The following is a 19,448-nucleotide window of genomic DNA, read 5'->3' as shown; positions in this document are numbered from 1 at the left end:
ACCGGCAAACGACAACGACGCCCCTTCCATCGTTCCCGCGCCGTCATCTTCCGCTTCCGCGAACTGATCACTCCGCCGACCGCTGCTGCCAGCGATGTAACCAGCGGCTCCAGCGTTCGAACAGCATATCCACGCAAATCGCCAACAGCGCAACAATCACCGCGCCCTGCAATACATAAGCGGTGTTAAAGCCACTCAGGCCGATAATAATTGGCGAACCCAGGCTGGATGTGCCGACGGTTGAAGCGATCGCCGCGGTACCGATATTGATGATAACCGACGTGCGGATCCCGGCGATAATAACCGGTGCCGCCAGCGGGATTTCCACTTTACGCAGCATCTGCCAGCGACTCATCCCAACGCCCTGCGCTATCTCGCGCGCCGAGGGAGAGACCGATTCAATACCGGCAATCGTCCCCTGTAAAATCGGCAGCAAGCCGTACAGCACCAGCGCAATAATCGCCGGTTTTTCACTAAATCCCATGACCGGCACCGCCACGGCAAGCACCGCGACCGGCGGAAAGGTCTGCCCCATCGCCACCAGCGTTTCGACCAGTGAGCGGAATTCTTTCCCCGCCGGGCGCGTGACGCCAACGCCCGCCGCCACCCCGATCACCACCGCAATCAGGCTCGACACTCCGACCAGCAACAGATGCGCCTGCACCAGTGAGGCAAAGCTTTCCTGCTGATAAACCGGGCGGCTGAGCTCAGGAAACATCCAGTGAAACACCCCGCCGAGCGACGTCATGCCGAAGATGAGCGCCAGCAACACGGCAAAAAGCCAGGGTAACGGGTCGGTGATAAACCGTCGAAAACCGTGTTTCATGCCTCGCTCCTTGGTGCGGTCAGATCGGCAAAATGCAGCACGCCGAGGGGCTGTCCGTCTTCGTCGATGACAGGCAGGTGCTGAACCTGCTGCGCGACAAATTTCGACAACGCCTGACTCAGGCTCATTGACGCCACCAGTGGTTTTTGGCTGCCGTCGTAAAGCTCACCGTGGCGCGTACGCGATCCCACTTCCTGCAACGACAACAAACGGATACCCATATCGCTGCCGCCAAAGAAATCACGCACGAACGACGTCGCCGGTTTGGTCAGCAATTCCAGCGGTGTGCCCTGCTGCACCACCTGCCCGTCGTTGAGCAGCACGATGCGGTCGGCCAGCGCCAGTGCTTCATCGATATCGTGCGTCACCAGCACAATCGTGCGGTGAGTTATTTTATGGATCCGCGCGACCTCTTCCTGCAACGTCGCGCGGGTCACCGGATCAAGTGCGCCAAAAGGTTCATCCATCAGCAACACTTCCGGATCAGACGCCAGCGCGCGCGCCACGCCGACACGCTGCTGTTGGCCGCCGGAAAGCTGATGCGGATAGCGATGACGGAACTGTTTGGGATCGAGATTGAGCAACTCCAGCAGTTCGGTGACGCGGTCGCGGATTTTGGTCTTCGGCCATTTCAACAGCTGCGGTACGGTGGCGATGTTCTCTTCCACCGTCCAGTGCGGGAACAGGCCGATCGACTGGATCGCGTACCCCATCCGGCGGCGTAAATCCTGTGCACGGAATTTTTCGATAGGTTCACCGGCGAAGAGAATTTCCCCGCGATCGTGCTCCACCAGCCGGTTGATCATTTTCAACGTGGTGGATTTACCCGAGCCGGAAGTGCCGATCAGCACGGTAAATTCGCCTTTGGCCATTTCCAGCGTCAGGTCACGCACGACCGCTTTTCCGGCAAAGTGTTTGCTTACCTGCTTGAAATGAATCATCTGCGTGAGGTTTCCAGTATTGAGACTGCGAATTTAAAGACGCTGTCGACGACCACCGCCATCAGCACCGCAGGGATAACACCGAGCAGCACTAAATCCAGCGCGCTGCTGAGTAATCCCTGAAACATGATGGCCCCCAGACCGCCCGCGCCTATCAGCGCTGCGACCATCGCCATACCCACGGTTTGTACCGCCACGATGCGGATACCGGTGAGAATAACCGGCAAGGCGATGGGCAACTGCACGCGCAAAAAGATCTGCCCGCGGTTCATGCCCATACCGCGTGCGGATTCGATCACCGCTTCCGGCACCGACTCCAGCCCGGCTATCACGCCACGCACCAGCGGCAACAGGGAATACAGCACCAGTGCGATAATCGCGGGTGCCAGCCCGATGCCGCTGATCCCATGCTCTGCCAGCCACGGCAGCGCTCTGGCGAGCCCGGCCAGCGGTGCGAGCAGCAAACCAAACAGCGCAATCGACGGCACGGTCTGAATGATATTGAGCACCGACAGCACCGGCCCACGCCAGCGCGGGTTGCGATGACACAGTAATCCGACCGGCAGGCCGATCAGCACCGCAGGCAGCAACGTGCCAAACAAAATGCCCAGATGCTGCCAGACCGCGTCATTAAACACATCGGAACGGTTATCGTATTCTTTTAACAACGAGAGTTCGGCCAGCTGGCCATATGCCAGCAGCACAACCACCGGCAAAATCATCTGCACGTTTAGCACGATACGCAGGCTGTGATTGCGGGTAAAACGGGAGATGGCGTCGGAGGCGATCAGCAGGCACAGCGCCGCTGCCGCCCAGAAACCGCCTCCGAGGGACGTGCGAGCAATGCTGTCTTCATCGCCGCCGGCCAGCTGGACCGCACTGTGCCCGGCCAGCCACACCAGCGCGGTCAGCAGGATTTCCGCCAGCAGCATCACCAGCAGATGATTCTTTCCATACAAGGTCAGGAAAGCCGCCGCCAGCAGTAACAGGGCGGGCAGAATAATCAGCGTGGAATAACCGTGCAGCAGCGTCGATAAAGGAATGCCCTGCCCCGAGACCAGCCGGTTCGGCGCATGGCTGAGAAATGCCAGACCGTATCCGGCCAGCAATAGCAGCAAAACCAGCGTTAACAACACGCGGTTTTTGACGAATGAGTGATGAGTCAAAACAGTACCTGAGTCCGGTGAGCACGATCCGCAGATCGTGCTCAGGGCGTCACTGCCCGATTATTTTTTAACGAAACCCTTTTCCTGCAAATACTTCGCCGCGACTTTCTTCGCATCCTGGCCGCCGACCGCAATTTTCGCATTCAGCGTTTGCAGCGTTTTGGTATCCAGAGAGGCAAAGACCGGTTTGAGCAACGCTGGAATGTTCGGATGCGCTTTCAGTGCCGCTTCACGAATGATTGGCGCAGGCGCATAGATCGGCTGGACACCTTTCGGATCTTCCAGCGTTTGCAGGCCGAGCGCCGCCACCGGGCCGTCCGTGCCATAGGCCATTGCCGCATTGACGCCGGAGGTTTTCTCCGCCGCAGCTTTGATGGTCACCGCGGTATCACCCCCCGCTAAAGACAGCAACTGCGCCTGATTCAGCTTGAAACCGTAGGCATTTTCAAACGCCGGTAAAGCATCCGGGCGTTCGATAAATTCCGCCGACGCCGCCAGTTTGAAATCGCCGCCGGTGCTGATGTATTTGCCCAAATCGGCAAGGGATTTCAGGCCATGGGCGCTCGCCACGTCGTTACGTACCGCGATAGTCCAGGTATTATTCGCCGGAGACGGATCGAGCCAGACGATTTTATTCTGGTCGTAATCAAGCTTTTTGACTTTATCAAAACCGGCCTGGGCATTTTTCCACGCGGGATCTTTATCGTCAGAGAAGAAGAACGCGCCGTTACCAGTGTATTCCGGGTAGATATCAATCTCACCGGCGGTGATCGCCCCGCGCACGACCTTCGTCGTCCCCAGTTGCAGTTTATTGGTGGTCTTGATGCCGTTGGCTTCCAGCACCTGAATGATGAGGTTACCGAGCAGCGAGCCTTCGGTATCAATTTTCGATCCCACACGCACCGTCTCATCCGCCGCATGCGCGGTGAAGCTCATCGCCGACAGCGCCAGCATTGCTGCGGTCAGCCCCCGCATACGCCCTGTTAATGCAGTCATGGTCAGTCCTCTTTTTGATTTTTTAGAATTTTGTCGCCGGGCGACGGTTTCTCAAACCCGCTTTCATCAGTGAAAACAGCGTGCTAACAAGGATAGTTCAATTTTGGGTAAGAGGTCTGATGGTCAGCTATCAAAACAGAGGATCGTGAGGAGAGGAAATGCGGATTCGTGCGGAGTAAATCTCAAATTTGGATAATGCCGCAGCGGGACAGGAACAGATGATAAACAGCCTTAGACCACTTAGTTTTAAGTTATAGCCATTTGATTTCATTTCTCAGCTATTCAGCACTTGTGACGGGCATCACGTCACCTCTATGCTGGTTTTTTTGTCAAAAAGCGTAAACACAATAATGTCTGATTCTATTGCGGCCTCAAAGGCTGCTTCTTCAGGGAACTACAGCGCGGCGGATGCGGCGTCTGATCAACCGGTGGTGATTCGTTCCGCCTCCGATATTACTCAGTTAGTGAACCGCGGCGCTGCTAAACTGAGCGACGCGCGTGTGGTTATCGCCATTGCGCTGGGAGGTGTTTTCCTCGACGCCTATGACCTCGGTGCGCTGGCCTTCGGGATGAAGGATATTACCCGCCAGTTCGGGTTATCCCCTTCCGGCGCAGGGTTTGTGGCGTCGGCGATCACCTTCGGAGCGATTGTCGGAGCGCTGTTAGGCGGTTATCTGACCGACAAAATTGGCCGCTACCGCGTATTCATGGCCGATATGTTCTTCTTCGTTATCGCCGCGCTGGCCTGTGCGTTTGCGCCCAACGAATGGGTGCTCGGCGGGTCACGATTTGTGATGGGCCTCGGCGTCGGGATCGACCTGCCGGTAGCGATGGCGTTTCTGGCAGAGTTTTCGAAGCTTCAGGGGCGCGGCAATAAAGCCTCTCGCGTGGCGATGTGGTGCCCGACATGGTACGCGGCGATCAGCGTCTCCTATCTGCTGGTTCTGTTGCTGTACGCCGTGCTGCCCGCCACGCACACCGACTGGCTGTGGCGCCTGATCCTCGGTTTCGGTGCGGTTCCGGCGATTCTGATCATCGCTATCCGTCATCGTTACATGAACGAATCTCCGGTCTGGGCTGCCAATCAGGAAGATTTACAGGGCGCGGCGGCGATTCTGCGCAAGTCTTATAATATCAACGCGGTGGTTGCGGATGATGCCGATAAAACGCCGCAGGTGAAAGTGCGTAAAGCCGCATGGCGCAACTATGGCACGCTGTTGCAGGGCGTCTATCTGCGCCGTACCGTGCTGGCGACGGTCACTGCCGTGGCGTCGTCATTTGCCTATAACGCCGTGGCATTCGGGCTGCCGGTGATTCTGTCGAGTTTCCTTCAGCAGTCGATGATCAGTACTATCCTGTTTTCACTCGGCCTGAACCTGTGCTTCGCCTTCGTCGGCGGGCTGATTGCGGTGCGCTACGTGTCTAAATTCGGCGCGTGGAAGATGACTTACGCCGGTTACGCCTGCCAGCTTGTCGCGATGATCGGTCTGGCGGTCGTGGGCCGCCCTGCCGACGGCGGTGAAGCGGCGATTTCCATCGCGATGCTGGCGCTGTTCCTGTTCGGTCAGGGCTTTGGCCCCGGTTCGCACACCATGACCTTTGCGTCACTGAGCTACCCGACGTCATTGCGCGGTATGGGGGTTGGCTTCAACCAGACGCTGATGCGCAGCAGCTCCACCGTATCGCTGTTCCTGTTTCCGGTGCTTTCCGCTGCGCTGGGCACCGGGGTGTTTTGGGTGATTGCGCTGGCGCCATTGGCAGGCTTAATCGTGCTTACGGCGATACGCTGGGAACCGTCGGGGTATGATGTGGATGCTGAGGATTTTAATGCCGAAGCCGGGCATTAAAAGGCGGCTTTAAAATCAAACTCAACACCTTGGGCTGCCGCCCAAACCGGCCTCAAGGGTGGTCTATCGCCACCACCCTTGAGAATCCCGGGCTCTTTAAAACATGTGCCGTGCAGACGGGCAGTGTTTCAGTAGCTGCCGTGATTGCCGCAAAATCCCGCCGCTACGCGGTGCCCTTCGCTCGGGTTACAACCCGCGCAAACAGACGCGCAGTTTTCCACCTCTCCCTCCGGCGTGATTTTTGAAGGCGGCCAAAGCTTTTGAGGTCACAACTTTACCGGCTCGGATCCTTTCGAAAAAAATCCAAACTCCTTGCTCAATCTATATTTGTTTTCAAAAAAATGGTGAGATGGCGCGATCAGAAAATCCTGCTGAACGGAGCGGCTTCGAGACCTATGGCTCGAAGACCGAGTGAAGGGAACGCGTAGCGGCAGGGTTTTGCGCCACATGCGGGAGTCACAGAATATGTCCATCGGCCTTGCGACAGCGCGTGTTTAAAAAAGCGGGGAGAGATCCAAGAGAGGGAACGCACTTCCCTCTCTTGGTCGGTTTCGGCGCGGTGAGTTAAGTGATCACTGAATTAAGAAACCGAAAAATTCTCGGTCATATTTAAAAGCCGCCAGTGCGCGGCACCCGCCTCACACCACAGCGCCCCGCGGTGCAAACACGTACCCCACGCCATTCTCAATCAGCGCCGCCACCAGCTCGATGCCGCCGTTAGGCCTGGCCTGTGAAAATGCCAGCTCACTGTCGAACACCGGTGATACCCAAAACTGATTTACCCGATCTCCATAGACCTTCGGCAGACGCATTTTATCGGCAGGGCCGCACAGGGCGGAAGAAATTACATGACCTTCAAAGCCCAGCGGTGCCATTGGGGACATCAGCGTGTGGCCTTCGCCAAGCCAGCTCAGAGTGGTCCAGGGCACCTGCGCGTAACCCGAAAGTGCGCTCGCCATCTGCACAGCGTGCTCCTCGCTCACATATTCTTTGCCGACGGAAAACGCCAGTTCGATACGGCGATGTTTGTCGGCGTCATCATTGAAAATAATGTCAATTTGCGGCATCGGGCGGATACTCATGCCGACGGTGAAGAAGTAATAATTCTCTTCATCTTCATGCTGGGAAATCGCCATCGGCGGCCAGCTGCCCTGATTGATCAGATAATATTTCACCGACGGGCCGTAACGGTCTTCATACGATTCCAGCAAACTGCGCTGAATTTTCGGCCACGGGTTGCTGAATTCATTTTGCCAGTCGCGCCAGAACAGACGGGTCTTTTCCGCCAGCTCGCACTGCGTGTTGGTCGAAGCGGAACCCAGCGGGAAGGTCAGCGGATTCTCTTTGATACATCCGGCGGAATAACACACCGAGTGATCGATATACAAACTCCAGCCCGGAATGACCGCCAGCAGCAAGCCCTGATACCACAACGCCGCGCCGTCATCGCTTTCATTCCATAAGATCTGAATCTGCGACGGATCCAGCGGCGCTTCACCTTCCAGATTGCGGCAATACTGCGCGGCCAGCATCGGCGAAATGCCGTGCTCCATCGCTTCATTGTCATCATGCAACGGCGCGGGCACCAGATTGCGCACCCAGCAGGCGCGCATTTTCGGAAAACGGTCGCGCAAATCCTCACGGGCGAATATGTAGAAATACACCACGCGGTTGTCCTGCTCGACCAGCGCGGTCAGGGTTTGTTTGTCGTTGCTGACTTCAGCAACAATATCGGACTGGCGCATATGACCTCGGCAATATTAGGAAGCTTATTATTCCCTGTGATGGTCAGTGTAGAACGTATAAGCAATGACGATAACGGGCAATATTCCCAAAAATCCCCGATAAATCATCAAAACGCGCGCTTTATTAGCAAAACGACATCGTTATCGACAATACAGCCGGAACAGCTGCGCCAGATAGGCCGCCATCGGCGTCAGCGTGGTATCACGTCGCTGAATAAGATAGAAAGTTGCGGTGGGCAGCGGCAGGTCGAGATCCAGTGCCACCAGGCTTTGACCGATCACCGGATCGTTAATGACGTCCACCGACAATACGCTGAGAAAATCCGTTTTGGCGATCAGACTGGTGCACGACATAAACGTCTCGCAAATCACGCTGATATTTGGCTCGGCGTCCATATCGCTGAAGACTTCGCTGAGCAATTTGTAATAACTTCCGCGCGGCGTCGGCAGCGTCCAGTCACAGTGCAACAACTCTTTTATCGAGCGGGCATTTTCCATCGGATGACCGCGCCTTGCGACCACGCGATACTCTTTATCCATAAGTTTTTCATATAACAGTTCGTTATCAAAGGGACCCTGATAATACGTATTCACCGTAAAATCCAGCTCGCCCTGACGCAGTTCCGGGATCATCGATACCAGCTGACCTTCGGCGATACGCACCTTCATATTGGGGAATTCGCGGTGAAAACGATCGATCACTTCCGGCATAATAGTGCGCGCGATGCTGGCACCCACGCCGATATTTACCCTCCCGCTGGTGGCGCCGAGACGTTGGGCGATATCTTCCTGTGCCACACGCAGCTCTTCCAAAATCAGGCTGGCACGCTTAAAAAACGCTTCGCCACAATCAGTTAGCGTCACGCCCTGACGGCGGCGTACGAACAATCTCGCCCCAAGACTCTCTTCCAGCTCTTTAATCGATTTTGTCAGCGCCGGCTGCGATAGCGCCATTACCCGGCTGGCCGCACGAATACTGCCATGTCGCGTCACGGACACAAACGCCCGCAACTGATGCATTTTTATTTGTGATGGCATAAGTCTCTTTGATAACCCCTGATTATCACTAAGAAGATTTTGGCATCTTATATGCCCTGATTGCTTTATGTACATTGAAAATCATATAAGGCCGGTCGAGCCCCTCCCAGATTTAGGTTTCCTCCTTTCTGCCTCCCCCGCAGAAAGCCTGCATATCTGTAAAAAAAGAGAGTCCGTGATGGTAAATGAGATTTCCGAACGTGTTGAACAGCTGTTCCCTGCCCTGCAACAACAACGTCGTGACCTGCATAAATATGCCGAATCCGGCTGGCTGGAATTTCGTACATCTACGCTGGTCGCTGACCGGCTGGAAAAACTCGGTTACGCGCTGAAGCTCGGCAAAGAGGTGATCGACGCCGGTTCACGTATGGGGCTGCCCTCTGCCACCGTTCTGGCCGAACAGGAACAGCGTGCGCTGGAACAGGGGGCGATTGCCCGCTGGATGCCGCATTTTTCCGGCGGTTTCACCGGCATTGTCGCCACGCTGGAAACCGGTCGTCCCGGCCCGGTGATGGGGTTTCGTGTGGACATGGACGCGCTGGATTTATTCGAAGTACTCGAAGAAGAACATCGCCCGTTCCGTGAAGGATTTGCCTCAACCAATAACGGCATGATGCACGCCTGCGGCCACGACGGACACACCACTATCGGGCTGGGTCTGGCGGAAGTGTTGATGCAAATGCGCGATCAGCTTTGCGGCACCATCAAACTGATTTTCCAGCCTGCCGAAGAGGGCACGCGCGGCGCCAAATCGATGGTCGCAGCGGGCGTGGTCGATGACGTCGATTTCTTCACGGCGGTACACATCGGCACCGGCGTTCCGGCTAATCACATTGTTTGCGGCAACGACACCTTTATGGCGACCACCAAGCTGGACGTGCAATTCACCGGCGTAGCATCCCATGCGGGCGGTAAGCCGGAAGAAGGCCGTAACGCCCTGCTGGCCGCAGCGCAGGCGACGCTAGGTTTGCACGCAATTCCGCGCCACAGCGGCGGCAGCTCAAGGGTCAACGTCGGCGTGTTACAGGCCGGTACTGGCCGAAATGTGATCGCGTCCGGCGCGATGATGAAAGTCGAAACGCGCGGCTCAACCAATGAGGTCAACGAATTCATTTACCAGCAGGCGCTGAAAGTGATTTCCGGCGCAGCGGAAATGCATCAGGTGAAATTCGACATCAAACTGATGGGCGCGGCGCAGAGCAGTACGCCGACGGCAGCCTGGGTGAAATACATCCACCGTCAGGCGGAAAAACTCGGTGAGTTCGAAGCGATCATTGATCGTCAGGAAGGCGCGGCGGGTTCCGAAGACGCGACCTACATGATGGAACGCGTCAAGGCACGCGGCGGCGAAGCCTCTTACGTGATTTTCGGCACCGACCTTAGCGCGGGCCATCACAATGAGCTGTTTGATTTCGACGAAAAAGTGATGGCGCAGGGCATCAAAACGCTGGCCGCGCTGGTGCTAAACATTGCTGAATTTGAGGGGGGAAAATGATGGCAGATCCGCATATCGTTAATTTCATCAACGACTTTATGGATAACCAGCAACCGGCGCTCGCGCAAATCAGTGATGCCATCTGGGACACCCCGGAAACCCGCTTTGCCGAATCCGTTTCCTCAGCCTTACTGGCCGATAAACTTGAAGCCAGCGGATTTACGCTGGAGCGTGGCGTCGGCGGCATGGAAACGGCATTTATCGCCAGTTTCGGCAGCGGTAAACCGGTTATCGCCCTGCTCGGGGAGTTCGATGCGCTGGCCGGACTTAGCCAGAAAGCCGGGTGCGACACCCCGCAGCCGCTGATTGAAAACGGCAACGGGCACGGCTGCGGCCACAATCTGCTCGGCACCGCGGCGCTCGGCGGCGCCCTGGCAGTAAAAGCCTGGATGGAGCGCGAAAACCTTCAGGGCACGGTACGCTTTTACGGCTGTCCGGGCGAAGAAGGCGGATCCGGCAAAACCTTTATGGCCCGCGAAGGCCTGTTTGATGACGTCGATGCCGCGCTGACCTGGCACCCGGAAACCTACAGCGGCATGTTCAGCAACCAGACGCTGGCCAACATTCAGGCGTCGTTCAGCTTTAAGGGCGTGTCCTCACACGCCGCCGCTGCGCCGCATCTCGGACGCAGCGCGCTGGATGCCCTGACGCTGATGAACACCGGCGCTAACTTCCTGCGTGAGCACATCATTCAGGAAGCGCGGTTGCATTACGCCATCACCAACGCGGGGGGTATTTCGCCGAACGTGGTGCAGGCCGATGCCGAAGTGCTGTATCTGGTGCGCGCGCCACAGATGGATCAGGCACAGGGAATTTTCGACCGCGTGGTGGATATTGCCAAAGGCGCGGCGCTGATGACCGGCACCACCATGTCGATGCGCTTCGACAAAGCCTGTTCGAATTATGTGCCGAACCGTACGCTGGAAAGCGCGATGTATCAGTACGTGCAGGCTTTCGGCACGCCGCATTACCCCGACGAAGAGCGGGCATTTGCGGCGTCGATTCATGCCACGCTGACCGATCAGGACATCGACAATAATCTGCTGAATATTTCCCGCACCAGCGGCGCCGAGGGCATTGAATTCGCCGAAACGCTGCGCACATCTCCGCTGACCGATGCCGTCGCCCCTTACGCGCCAAACAACAATATTTTGTACGGCTCCACCGACGTCGGTGATGTCAGCTGGCTGGTGCCGACGGCACAATGTTTCAGCCCGTGCTTTGCGGTCGGTTCGCCGCTGCACACCTGGCAGATAGTCTCGCAGGGGCGCACGTCCATCGCCCACAAAGGCATGTGTCTGGCGGCCAAAGTCATGTCCTCCACCGCCATCGCCCTGTTTACTCAGCCGGATTTACTGGCCGCGTGCCAGAAAGAGCGCGACGCATTGCGCATCCGTCGTCCCTATCACTGCCCTATCCCGGCCGGAGTGAAACCTTCGCCTTTGAAATAAATCTTTGGTGAGTCCACCGCTCATTCGCGCCCCGTTCCGGCGCGAATGAGCGGAATAAATATAAAAAAAGCAAACATAACAGAGGGTAAAACGATGAGTGTAGATGCACAGGAAAGCGGCCAGAGCCCCGGGGGATTTCTTCAGTGGGTTGAACGTGTAGGGAATAAAATTCCTAATCCATTTTTACTGTTTGTTTATCTGATTGCGGTGCTGATGGTCGCTACGGCAGTCATTTCATGGCTGAATATTACGGCGGTGAACCCCAGCAACGGCGAAATCATTCACGTTAAAAATCTGCTGAGCGTGGAAGGTATTCAGTGGATTTTGCCGAACGTCATCAAGAACTTCAGCGGTTTTACGCCACTGGGGTCGATTCTGGCGCTGGTGATTGGCGCAGGTCTGGCGGAGCGCGTCGGGTTGCTGCAAAGTCTGATGTACAAAATGGCGTCGAAGGTCAGCGCCCGCTACGCCAGCTACATGGTGATTTTCATCGCCTTCTTCAGCCATATTTCATCCGATGCGGCACTGGTGGTGATGCCGCCGCTGGGTGCGCTGATTTTTCTGGCGGTCGGGCGTCATCCGGTCGCCGGTTTACTGGCGGCCATCGCCGGCGTCGGTTGCGGCTTTACGGCTAATTTACTGATCGTCACTACTGACGTGCTGCTGTCTGGTCTGAGTACCGAAGCAGCGAAAGCGATCAATCCGGCGGTGCAGGTCAGCGTGATCGACAACTGGTACTTTATGGCTGCGTCAGTGATTTTGCTGACTATTGTCGGGGCCGTGCTCACTGATAAATTCGTAGAACCGCGCCTGCCGGTGTACCGGGGCGAGCGCAACGAAGAAATGAAAAAACTGACACCGTTGCAAAATCGCGGACTGATGGCGAGCGGTATTGCAGCACTGGTGTTCATCGGGCTGGTGGCATTGCTGGTGGTGCCGGAAGCCGCGCCGCTGCGTAATCCCAAAACCGGCGGCATCATTCCTTCCCCGTTCATTCAGGGCATTGTCCCGCTAATCATTTTGTTCTTCTTCTTGATTTCCGTGCCTTACGGCATGGTGACCAAACAGATCCGCAGCGCCAGCGACGTGCCAGATTTGCTGGTCGATCCGATGAAATCGATGGCCGGCTTTATCGTGATGATTTTTCCGCTCTCCCAGTTTGTGGCATTTTTTAACTGGAGCAATATGGGGAAATTTATGGCGATCGGGCTGACGGACGTGCTGGAAAATCTGGGTATGACCGGTATTCCGGCGTTCCTGGGGCTGATTTTTCTGTCGGCATTGCTGTGTATGTTTATCGCCAGCGGCTCGGCGATCTGGTCCATTCTCGCGCCGATTTTTGTGCCGATGTTTATGCTGCTGGGCTTCCATCCGGCGTTCGCACAGATTGTTTTTCGCGTCGCCGACTCCTCGGTGATCCCGCTGGCACCGATGTCGCCGTTTGTGCCGCTGTTCCTCGGTTTCCTCCAGAAGTACAACAAAGAGGCGAAGCTCGGCACCTATTATTCGCTGGTGTTGCCGTATCCGATTGTGTTTTTCGTGGTGTGGTTGCTGATGCTGGTGGGCTGGTATCTGCTCGGTTTACCGATAGGGCCCGGCGTTTATCCGCATATGTAACTGGATTACAAACGCCCCATCCGGCGCATGGCGCGGTGCCATGAGCCGTTACGCACCGCCCAGCGCAGTAAGTGCGCGATGCGGCGGGTGCCAAAACGGACAGATTTGCGTTTCAAAGGGGAAAGGGAAATCCCCAGCTGTTTTGATGCCCACTCAGGCAGAAGATCAATGCCCGCCTGAATCAGCAGGCTGCCTACCGGTTTCGCCAAACGGCTGGGCGCGGGCGCGTTCTGCAATAATCTCACCACTTCCAGTGTGCGATCGTCACAGCGCAACTGCGAACGCATCGCCTGAAAATAGGCTTCCACCGCCGTTACGCTGTCCGGCACGCTGGCAGAGCCAAGACTTTCCGCCACCCGTGCGAATTCCTGATAATAGCGGTTTTGATCCGCCAGACTCAGCGCCGGGTTGCGATAACGCAGATGGGATTGTAGAAAACTGTAGGCTTCAGTGACGTGTACCCAGACCAGTAAGTCCGGGTCGCTGGCGGCATACGGCGTGCCGTACACATCAGTGCCGGTCACCCGCAAATGGATGAATTTTACTTTTTCGATTAACGCATTGGCGTCACGTATCGGCGCAAAGGTGGTGCCGGAGACAAACTGGCTGGTGCGTCGCAGCCGGCCCAGCATGTCTTCGCGAAATGAGGAGTGATCCCAGACACCGGCGAGCGCAAGCGGGTGAAGCATCTGCAACAGCAACGCACTGACGCCGCCGCACAGCATGGATGTGAAATCACCGTGTATCCGCCAGGTTACGCTTTCCGGACCAAACAGCCCTGGGTCACCCGCCGGTTTTTCAAAATCTATACCGCCCAACGCCAGGCCCGAAATACTCAGCACCTGGCGTTCTATTTTACTTCTTAACAACGTTTTGATGCTCAACATCCGTCAGTGCGCGGCAGTGCTGACAACCGTGGCTCTGCTCAGCTGTGGCCAGATTTTCATAACGACATCAATCAGCTGATTCAGCTCGGCGGCAGTTGCGCCGTCACGTGCCTGAACCGAGAAACCCTGAATGGTGCAGGCGAGGTACTTCGCCAGCAGTGCGCTGTCGATGACAGATGTCAGTTCACCTGACTGTTTTCTCTTCTCAAAGAACTCGAACAATGAGCGTTCCTGAGAAAGATGGCGCGCGCGCAGCATTTCTGCGATATCCGCGGATGATGAAGACATTCCGGATGAGGCGCTGATCATAAAGCAACCGCTCGGCGTATCACAGTCAGTAAACAATTCTGCGATAGCACGCAGGTACTGACCGATGGTTTCCTCGACGGACAAATCTGTTTTGCTCAATAAACATGAGCTCTTTTCGTAAAAGTTAGTCAGATAATGTTCAACGGCTGCGCGAAATAACCCTTCTTTGTTGCCAAATTCCGCATACAGCGTGGGAGCCTTAGCACCTGTGGCTTCGACCAAATCCGCTAATGACGTGGCCTCATAGCCGTGGCGCCAGAATAAATTCAAGGCCTTGCTCAGAGCAGTTCCACGGTCGAACTGTTTTGGGCGACCGCGACTTTTCCGGACCAAAGCCGTCTGTTCAGTGCTCATACACCCTCCTTCCATCACCATGTGATTATGGTTGTTTAAACTTTTCGTTATACGTTTTCATGAGATAAGTTTTCATGACAAAAATAACTTAACGATCATTATTAAAAATAGTTGCGCATAAGTCCAGTGGAGATTATCATTTAATTATCGAGCGATAAGAAAATCACTCAAACCCGCAAAGCTGCACAAGCTATAAGCGTTTTTACACGGTACCAACCCAGGACGTAACATCATGAGTAATCTTAAAATCCTTCTTGCAGTTCTGGCGTTAACCGCAGTCCCGGTTGCCAATGTTGCCGCACAGCAGGTTATCATGATGCCTTTACTGAGTCAGGAAGTGGCGATGGTCAATGTGACCGGGGACAGTAATTTCTGTAAACCCGGTAGCTATGTGAGTAAAAAAGTCTCACAAGGCCGCATCCCGACTTCTCCGACTCAGCCACCTGCGCCTTCTACTTCTGGTCATCAGCCCGCTTCCATCTACTACTAAGGAAGACCGGCTGCCTGATTAAAGAATGTCAGCGCAGGGATCACGATAAGGCGGCTCTGGTCGCCTTATCTTTTTAATACGCACCCTCTTCTCTTTATCCTTTAAAAAGACGCCTCAGTTTTAACATCTGCGCCAGTCAGAACCAATCATTAACTTAGCGATCATTAAAGATTCATTCAGCACAAAATTGGATAAGCGATGTTTCATTCGTCATGGGCGAATCATTTTAGAAACATAAAATCAACAGAACCAAAACAAATGCCTCATTTCATGTGACTCCCGTCACAGCACAATAAGTTAACGCTCATTAAAAAAACATCTTGCACAAACCGTCACCAACCTCTAACATTTACTTATCGAACGTTAACTAATAAATAGCGTTCACCTGAAAACTGAGGCTTCTGGATCAGACGCCCCGAACAAAATGAACGAACAGGAAAAGACATCATGAAAACCATCGCAATGACCCTAGCAGCACTGACACTCGCCACCGCTTCGTTCTCCACTCTGGCCGCGACTGAAGTTCAGTCTGCGCCAGCAGGTCAGCAAGTTGTAGGCACCATCAGTGCTTCTTCAAACGGCAGCCTGAGCACTTTGCAGTCAAAACTGAATGCTAAAGCAACAGAAGCGGGTGCAAGCTCATACCGCATCATCGGTGCCTCGGGTGAAAACCATCTTTACGGTACTGCTGAGCTGTACAAATAAGAATGAAGAACGCGTTAGCGAAAGGTTCCGCACAATTAGTTAACGATTAGTAAATAAATTAGTTGCACAGAATGTGATCCAGGTCTAAGATTTAATTATCGAACGTTAACAATTAACGTCGGACCTAAAAATCATCTGCTGATAAACAGAATTAAAAAGGAAGACATTATGAAAAATATCACTATGACATTAGCTGCAATCGCCCTTGCTACCGCATCATTCTCGACACTGGCCGCGACCGAAGTTCAGTCTGCACCAGCCGGTCAGCAAGCCATCGGTGTGGTCAGCGCGACTTCCGGTAACAGCCTGACCAGCCTGCAGAACAAACTGAACGCGAAAGCCAGTGAAGCCGGTGCAAGTTCATATCGCATCATCGGTGCTTCAGGTGACAACCATCTGTACGGTACGGCTGAGCTGTATAAATAAGCACGCAGGATGTTCGTAACAAGGGTATACAGCATTTAACTTATCAATTAATAAATTAAATGTTGATCGGACAGAAGACAGCTTTGCACATTAAATGAACGTTGATGACAACGCCTGGCGAAGCTTCAAAACACGACTTGAGGAAACTATCATGAAAAATATCACTATGACTCTCGCCGCTCTCGCACTGGCCACCGCTTCATTTTCGACTCTGGCAGCCACTGAAGTTCAATCTGCACCAGCAGGCCAGCAAGCTATCGGTGTCGTCAGCGCGACCTCCGGTAACAGCCTGACCAGCCTGCAAAACAAACTGAATGCTAAAGCCAGCGAAGCCGGTGCAAGTTCTTACCGCATTATCGGCGCTTCCGGTGACAACCATTTGTACGGTACTGCTGAATTGTACAAATAAGTCCGGTTGGTCGTTTAAAGCAGTAAGCAGAAGAGGCGGCATTTGCCGCCTTTTTCGTGTCTGTCATATTACTCTTCAACTTTTCTTCAGCATATCTCGCAATAATCTTTTTGATTTCACAGTTCTTTTTCTCTCTGGCTTATAAAGGCATTGGCGTGAAGCTTATAAAGGTATAAAATTTTATACACAAGGAAGTCACTGTGGTTAAAGATATCGACTGGCGCGGCAGCTCTTTAAAAGATTTACGTGATTTTCCTGTAGATGCAAAAAAAAGAGCCGGATACGAACTTGAGCAAATTCAGCATGGGCTTGCTCCCACTGAATGGAAATCTATAAATCATTGGGGAGCAGGGGTTGTCGAAATCAAACTCGACGCTGTAGCAGGAACATTTCGGGTGGTGTACGTCGCCAAATTTGAAGAGGCTATCTACATCCTTCACTGCTTTCAGAAAAAGAATCAACAAACCAGTCCGAAGGATGTTGCCATTATAAAAGCCCGTTACGCTGAAATAGTCAGGGAACGTCAAAGGAGAGAAAATGAAAGATTACATTGATGTTGCGTCACACCACATTACCCCGGCAGGGGGAAATGTCTTTGCTGAATTAGGGTTTGCCGATGACGAGGCTCAGGTTTTACATGCTCAATCGCAAATAAAGATTGCTCAGACCATTGCCCTTAAGGAGCAGCTGATGACGGAGGTCGCTAACTGGATAGCGCAGCAAAATTTGCGCCAAAGCGATGCAGCTAAAGTGCTTCAGGTTTCGCGACCACGTGTATCCGATGTGGTGAATAAAAAAAACGACAAATTCACTCTCGATGCCCTGATTCTGATGGTCGGTCTGACCGGTAAACAGGTCAGGCTGGTCATTGAATAATGAGCCTGTAAAAGCAAAAGGCAGGGATCTCTCCCTGCCTTTCATTCATCTGAACTCAATCAGTTCGCCGAGCTTTTCAGCTGGTTATCCTGCTGATACTGCTCCAGCGCCAGTTCAATCAGGCGGGTGATGAGCGAGCTGTAACTCAGGCCGCTGGCAGCCCACAGTTTCGGGTACATGCTGATATTAGTGAAGCCCGGTAAGGTGTTGATCTCGTTGATTACCACTTCACCCTGCCCGGTCAGGAAAACATCGACGCGCGCCATACCGCGACATTCCAGAACCTGGAATGCCTGCAAGGCAATAGCACGGATACGGTCATGCGTTTCCTGTGGCAAATCCGCAGGCACCGCAATCGACGCGCCGGATTCGTTGATGTACTTGGTGTCGTAAGAATAAAACTCATCGTGCAGGATCACTTCACCACACACGCTGGCCTGCGGATTGTCATTGCCCAGTACCGCACACTCAATTTCACGGCCTTTGATCGCCGATTCCACCAGAACTTTGTGATCAAAACTGAACGCGTCATCCAGCGCACGCTGGTAAGCCGCTTCGTCGCTTACTTTGCTCACGCCAACCGAAGATCCCTGATTGGCAGGTTTGATAAACAGCGGCGTGCCAAGTTTTTGTGAGACTTCTGTAAAGGTGTTTTTCTGACGGTTATTGCGCGTCAGGCAGACGAATGGCGCAACGGACAAACCCGCGTCGCGCAGTAAACGCTTGGTGACATCTTTATCCATGCTGACCGCCGAGCCGAGCACGCCGGAGCCGACAAACGCGATGTTCGCCATACGCAGCAAGCCTTGCAATGAACCATCTTCACCGAGCGTGCCGTGAACAATCGGGAAAATGACATCCACCTGGGACAACGCGCTGGCGCTGTGGGTTTCGATCAGCTGATTTTCGGTCTGGCCCGGGATCAGTGCGACCTGATTATTTGAGCGGTTCAGGGCAATCAGCGACGGATTCTCAGCATTGATCAGGTAGTTGCTGGCATCATTAATGTGCCATTCGCCCTTCTTATCGATCCCTAACAGCGTGACATCAAACTTTTGTTTATCAATGGCATCGACGATATTTTTCGCCGACTGCAACGACACTTCATGCTCTGCTGATTTACCGCCAAAAATGATGCCTACCCGTAATTTACTCACCTGCTGCTCCTTGCCGCCAGCCTCACAGCTGACGGCGAAATGTTTCTGTTAACAAGAGATCTAGTCGACGACAAATAATTTCGCGCCCACCGGCGTCGATGAACGATGCGCTTCGGCGTTGTCCGCTACCTGATAACTCATGCCCGGCGAAAGCGTAAAGGTACGCCCGTCCTCCAGACGCGTGTGCAATTCCCCTTCCATACAAAACAGCACGTGGCCTTTGCTGCACCAGTGATCCGCTTCGTAACCGGCGGAATACTCCACAATGCGCACGCGGATATCGCCGAACTTTTGGGTGCGCCACAGCGCCATTCCCACATCACCCGGATGTTGAGTCGGCGTGACCTCACTCCAGTCCGTGGTGCAAAACGGAATCGCATCAAGCTTCATGAGTTTCTCAGTGTCGGAAAAGAAGGAAAGCCAGCATAAAAGTGACCGCTAAATTTATCAATCGCTTGCTGAAACAAAACCATTGGAAAGAAAACTGTCTGCGGACGAAAAGTTACGTAAAGACGATTAATCTCAGAGACAGGCCACAGCCCGCGCGTTCTGTGGCCTGTAAGCAAATGATAAAATTGCAGCAAAAGACTGTGTTGCGGAAGGTGTCTGTGCGACAGACTTCACATTTTATCGACTATGCTTATTGTTCGAATGAGACAGCGGAAACAAAACGCAGTAAGGCGTACGCACCTCAATTCCAACGCGCGGCTGAA

The 19,448-nt window shown here is 54.1% G+C and carries 20 protein-coding genes; 10 read left to right on the top strand and 10 right to left on the bottom strand.

Annotated elements, in window-relative coordinates; genetic code table 11:
- Positions 1–67 precede the first annotated feature (67 nt).
- The 4 genes from ACMHLI_RS10295 to ACMHLI_RS10280 are packed head-to-tail and all read right to left on the bottom strand — an operon-like array spanning position 68 to position 3,908.
- Positions 68–826 carry an ABC transporter permease gene (locus ACMHLI_RS10295; protein WP_413529371.1) on the bottom strand — a complete coding sequence of 253 codons (759 nt, stop codon included), beginning with the start codon at positions 824–826 and terminating at the stop codon, positions 68–70.
- On the bottom strand, positions 823–1,767 hold the full coding sequence (locus ACMHLI_RS10290; protein ID WP_413529370.1) for an ABC transporter ATP-binding protein: 945 nt from the start codon (positions 1,765–1,767) through the stop codon (positions 823–825). The genes ACMHLI_RS10295 and ACMHLI_RS10290 overlap by 4 nt, the downstream gene beginning before the upstream one ends.
- A complete protein-coding gene (locus ACMHLI_RS10285) occupies positions 1,764–2,933 on the bottom strand; it encodes an ABC transporter permease (protein WP_413529369.1) in 1,170 nt (389 codons plus the stop codon). Before ACMHLI_RS10285 ends, ACMHLI_RS10290 begins: the two co-directional genes overlap by 4 nt.
- Before the next feature lie 60 nt (positions 2,934–2,993).
- Positions 2,994–3,908: an ABC transporter substrate-binding protein gene (locus ACMHLI_RS10280; protein ID WP_413529534.1), complete on the bottom strand. Its 915-nt coding sequence runs from the start codon at positions 3,906–3,908 to the stop codon at positions 2,994–2,996.
- A gap of 371 nt (positions 3,909–4,279) precedes the next feature.
- On the opposite strand from ACMHLI_RS10280, the gene ACMHLI_RS10275 reads away from it, so the two are divergent.
- Positions 4,280–5,776 carry an MFS transporter gene (locus tag ACMHLI_RS10275; protein ID WP_413529368.1) on the top strand — a complete coding sequence of 499 codons (1,497 nt, stop codon included), beginning with the start codon at positions 4,280–4,282 and terminating at the stop codon, positions 5,774–5,776.
- 638 nt (positions 5,777–6,414) lie between these two features.
- Here the strand turns inward: ACMHLI_RS10275 and ACMHLI_RS10270 are convergent.
- Positions 6,415–7,521 (bottom strand): suppressor of fused domain protein, encoded by a 1,107-nt coding sequence (locus ACMHLI_RS10270; RefSeq protein ID WP_112167052.1) that lies wholly within the window; start codon positions 7,519–7,521, stop codon positions 6,415–6,417.
- A gap of 141 nt (positions 7,522–7,662) precedes the next feature.
- Positions 7,663–8,559 (bottom strand): LysR family transcriptional regulator, encoded by an 897-nt coding sequence (locus ACMHLI_RS10265; protein WP_413529367.1) that lies wholly within the window; start codon positions 8,557–8,559, stop codon positions 7,663–7,665.
- A 178-nt stretch (positions 8,560–8,737) separates the two neighbouring features.
- Here ACMHLI_RS10265 and ACMHLI_RS10260 point away from each other — a divergent pair, with 178 nt between their 5' ends.
- From ACMHLI_RS10260 to abgT, 3 genes are all read left to right on the top strand, one after another.
- The gene (locus ACMHLI_RS10260) at positions 8,738–10,054 is read left to right on the top strand and encodes an amidohydrolase (RefSeq protein ID WP_413529366.1); all 1,317 of its coding nucleotides are present in this window, start codon (positions 8,738–8,740) and stop codon (positions 10,052–10,054) included.
- Positions 10,054–11,505: a M20 family metallopeptidase gene (locus tag ACMHLI_RS10255; protein ID WP_413529533.1), complete on the top strand. Its 1,452-nt coding sequence runs from the start codon at positions 10,054–10,056 to the stop codon at positions 11,503–11,505. The genes ACMHLI_RS10260 and ACMHLI_RS10255 overlap by 1 nt, the downstream gene beginning before the upstream one ends.
- A 93-nt stretch (positions 11,506–11,598) precedes the next feature.
- The gene (gene abgT / locus ACMHLI_RS10250; protein WP_413529365.1) at positions 11,599–13,122 is read left to right on the top strand and encodes a p-aminobenzoyl-glutamate transporter; all 1,524 of its coding nucleotides are present in this window, start codon (positions 11,599–11,601) and stop codon (positions 13,120–13,122) included.
- A gap of 5 nt (positions 13,123–13,127) precedes the next feature.
- On the opposite strand, the gene ACMHLI_RS10245 is transcribed toward abgT, so the two are convergent.
- Entirely contained in the window at positions 13,128–14,009 is an 882-nt protein-coding gene (locus ACMHLI_RS10245; RefSeq protein WP_413529364.1) for an oxygenase MpaB family protein, read from the bottom strand.
- Positions 14,010–14,012: 3 nt separating this feature from the next.
- Positions 14,013–14,672, bottom strand: coding sequence for a TetR/AcrR family transcriptional regulator (locus ACMHLI_RS10240; protein ID WP_413529363.1), 660 nt, complete (start codon positions 14,670–14,672; stop codon positions 14,013–14,015).
- A 232-nt stretch (positions 14,673–14,904) separates the two neighbouring features.
- Here ACMHLI_RS10240 and ACMHLI_RS10235 point away from each other — a divergent pair, with 232 nt between their 5' ends.
- The 6 genes from ACMHLI_RS10235 to ACMHLI_RS10210 all read left to right on the top strand — a co-directional run bounded on the left by ACMHLI_RS10235 (position 14,905) and on the right by ACMHLI_RS10210 (position 17,578).
- A complete protein-coding gene (locus ACMHLI_RS10235) occupies positions 14,905–15,162 on the top strand; it encodes a hypothetical protein (RefSeq protein ID WP_413529362.1) in 258 nt (85 codons plus the stop codon).
- 447 nt (positions 15,163–15,609) lie between these two features.
- Entirely contained in the window at positions 15,610–15,867 is a 258-nt protein-coding gene (gene bhsA / locus ACMHLI_RS10230; protein WP_413529361.1) for a multiple stress resistance protein BhsA, read from the top strand.
- Between the two features lie 168 nt (positions 15,868–16,035).
- Positions 16,036–16,293: a multiple stress resistance protein BhsA gene (gene bhsA / locus ACMHLI_RS10225; RefSeq protein ID WP_413529360.1), complete on the top strand. Its 258-nt coding sequence runs from the start codon at positions 16,036–16,038 to the stop codon at positions 16,291–16,293.
- A gap of 151 nt (positions 16,294–16,444) precedes the next feature.
- Complete coding sequence (gene bhsA / locus ACMHLI_RS10220) at positions 16,445–16,702, top strand: multiple stress resistance protein BhsA (protein ID WP_413529359.1); 258 nt, start codon at positions 16,445–16,447, stop codon at positions 16,700–16,702.
- Between the two features lie 200 nt (positions 16,703–16,902).
- Positions 16,903–17,256, top strand: coding sequence for a type II toxin-antitoxin system RelE/ParE family toxin (locus tag ACMHLI_RS10215; protein ID WP_413529358.1), 354 nt, complete (start codon positions 16,903–16,905; stop codon positions 17,254–17,256).
- A complete protein-coding gene (locus ACMHLI_RS10210; protein ID WP_413529357.1) occupies positions 17,240–17,578 on the top strand; it encodes a helix-turn-helix domain-containing protein in 339 nt (112 codons plus the stop codon). Before ACMHLI_RS10215 ends, ACMHLI_RS10210 begins: the two co-directional genes overlap by 17 nt.
- 59 nt (positions 17,579–17,637) lie before the next feature.
- On the opposite strand, the gene ddlA is transcribed toward ACMHLI_RS10210, so the two are convergent.
- Positions 17,638–18,735: a D-alanine--D-alanine ligase gene (gene ddlA, locus ACMHLI_RS10205; RefSeq protein ID WP_413529356.1), complete on the bottom strand. Its 1,098-nt coding sequence runs from the start codon at positions 18,733–18,735 to the stop codon at positions 17,638–17,640.
- A 60-nt stretch (positions 18,736–18,795) separates the two neighbouring features.
- Positions 18,796–19,125: a DHCW motif cupin fold protein gene (locus ACMHLI_RS10200; RefSeq protein WP_112167028.1), complete on the bottom strand. Its 330-nt coding sequence runs from the start codon at positions 19,123–19,125 to the stop codon at positions 18,796–18,798.
- Between the last annotated feature and the right edge of the window lie 323 nt (positions 19,126–19,448).

The organism is Rahnella inusitata (genome assembly GCF_965118895.1).
Classification (GTDB): Bacteria; Pseudomonadota; Gammaproteobacteria; order Enterobacterales; family Enterobacteriaceae; genus Rahnella; species Rahnella inusitata_A.
Note: the sequence above shows the minus strand (reverse complement) of the source record. Positions and strands in the feature narration are given on the sequence as shown.

Excerpts from the sequence above, each read along its gene's own strand:
- ACMHLI_RS10295 (WP_413529371.1), bottom strand. The coding sequence starts at position 826 with ATGAAACACGGTTTTCGACGGTTTATCACCGACCCGTTACCCTGGCTT.
- ACMHLI_RS10290 (WP_413529370.1), bottom strand. The coding sequence starts at position 1,767 with ATGATTCATTTCAAGCAGGTAAGCAAACACTTTGCCGGAAAAGCGGTC.
- ACMHLI_RS10280 (WP_413529534.1), bottom strand. The coding sequence starts at position 3,908 with ATGCGGGGGCTGACCGCAGCAATGCTGGCGCTGTCGGCGATGAGCTTC.
- ACMHLI_RS10275 (WP_413529368.1), top strand. The coding sequence starts at position 4,280 with ATGTCTGATTCTATTGCGGCCTCAAAGGCTGCTTCTTCAGGGAACTAC.
- ACMHLI_RS10270 (WP_112167052.1), bottom strand. The coding sequence starts at position 7,521 with ATGCGCCAGTCCGATATTGTTGCTGAAGTCAGCAACGACAAACAAACC.
- ACMHLI_RS10265 (WP_413529367.1), bottom strand. The coding sequence starts at position 8,559 with ATGCCATCACAAATAAAAATGCATCAGTTGCGGGCGTTTGTGTCCGTG.
- ACMHLI_RS10260 (WP_413529366.1), top strand. The coding sequence starts at position 8,738 with ATGGTAAATGAGATTTCCGAACGTGTTGAACAGCTGTTCCCTGCCCTG.
- ACMHLI_RS10255 (WP_413529533.1), top strand. The coding sequence starts at position 10,054 with ATGGCAGATCCGCATATCGTTAATTTCATCAACGACTTTATGGATAAC.
- abgT (WP_413529365.1), top strand. The coding sequence starts at position 11,599 with ATGAGTGTAGATGCACAGGAAAGCGGCCAGAGCCCCGGGGGATTTCTT.
- ACMHLI_RS10245 (WP_413529364.1), bottom strand. The coding sequence starts at position 14,009 with ATGTTGAGCATCAAAACGTTGTTAAGAAGTAAAATAGAACGCCAGGTG.
- ACMHLI_RS10240 (WP_413529363.1), bottom strand. The coding sequence starts at position 14,672 with ATGAGCACTGAACAGACGGCTTTGGTCCGGAAAAGTCGCGGTCGCCCA.
- ACMHLI_RS10235 (WP_413529362.1), top strand. The coding sequence starts at position 14,905 with ATGAGTAATCTTAAAATCCTTCTTGCAGTTCTGGCGTTAACCGCAGTC.
- bhsA (WP_413529361.1), top strand. The coding sequence starts at position 15,610 with ATGAAAACCATCGCAATGACCCTAGCAGCACTGACACTCGCCACCGCT.
- bhsA (WP_413529360.1), top strand. The coding sequence starts at position 16,036 with ATGAAAAATATCACTATGACATTAGCTGCAATCGCCCTTGCTACCGCA.
- bhsA (WP_413529359.1), top strand. The coding sequence starts at position 16,445 with ATGAAAAATATCACTATGACTCTCGCCGCTCTCGCACTGGCCACCGCT.
- ACMHLI_RS10210 (WP_413529357.1), top strand. The coding sequence starts at position 17,240 with ATGAAAGATTACATTGATGTTGCGTCACACCACATTACCCCGGCAGGG.
- ACMHLI_RS10200 (WP_112167028.1), bottom strand. The coding sequence starts at position 19,125 with ATGAAGCTTGATGCGATTCCGTTTTGCACCACGGACTGGAGTGAGGTC.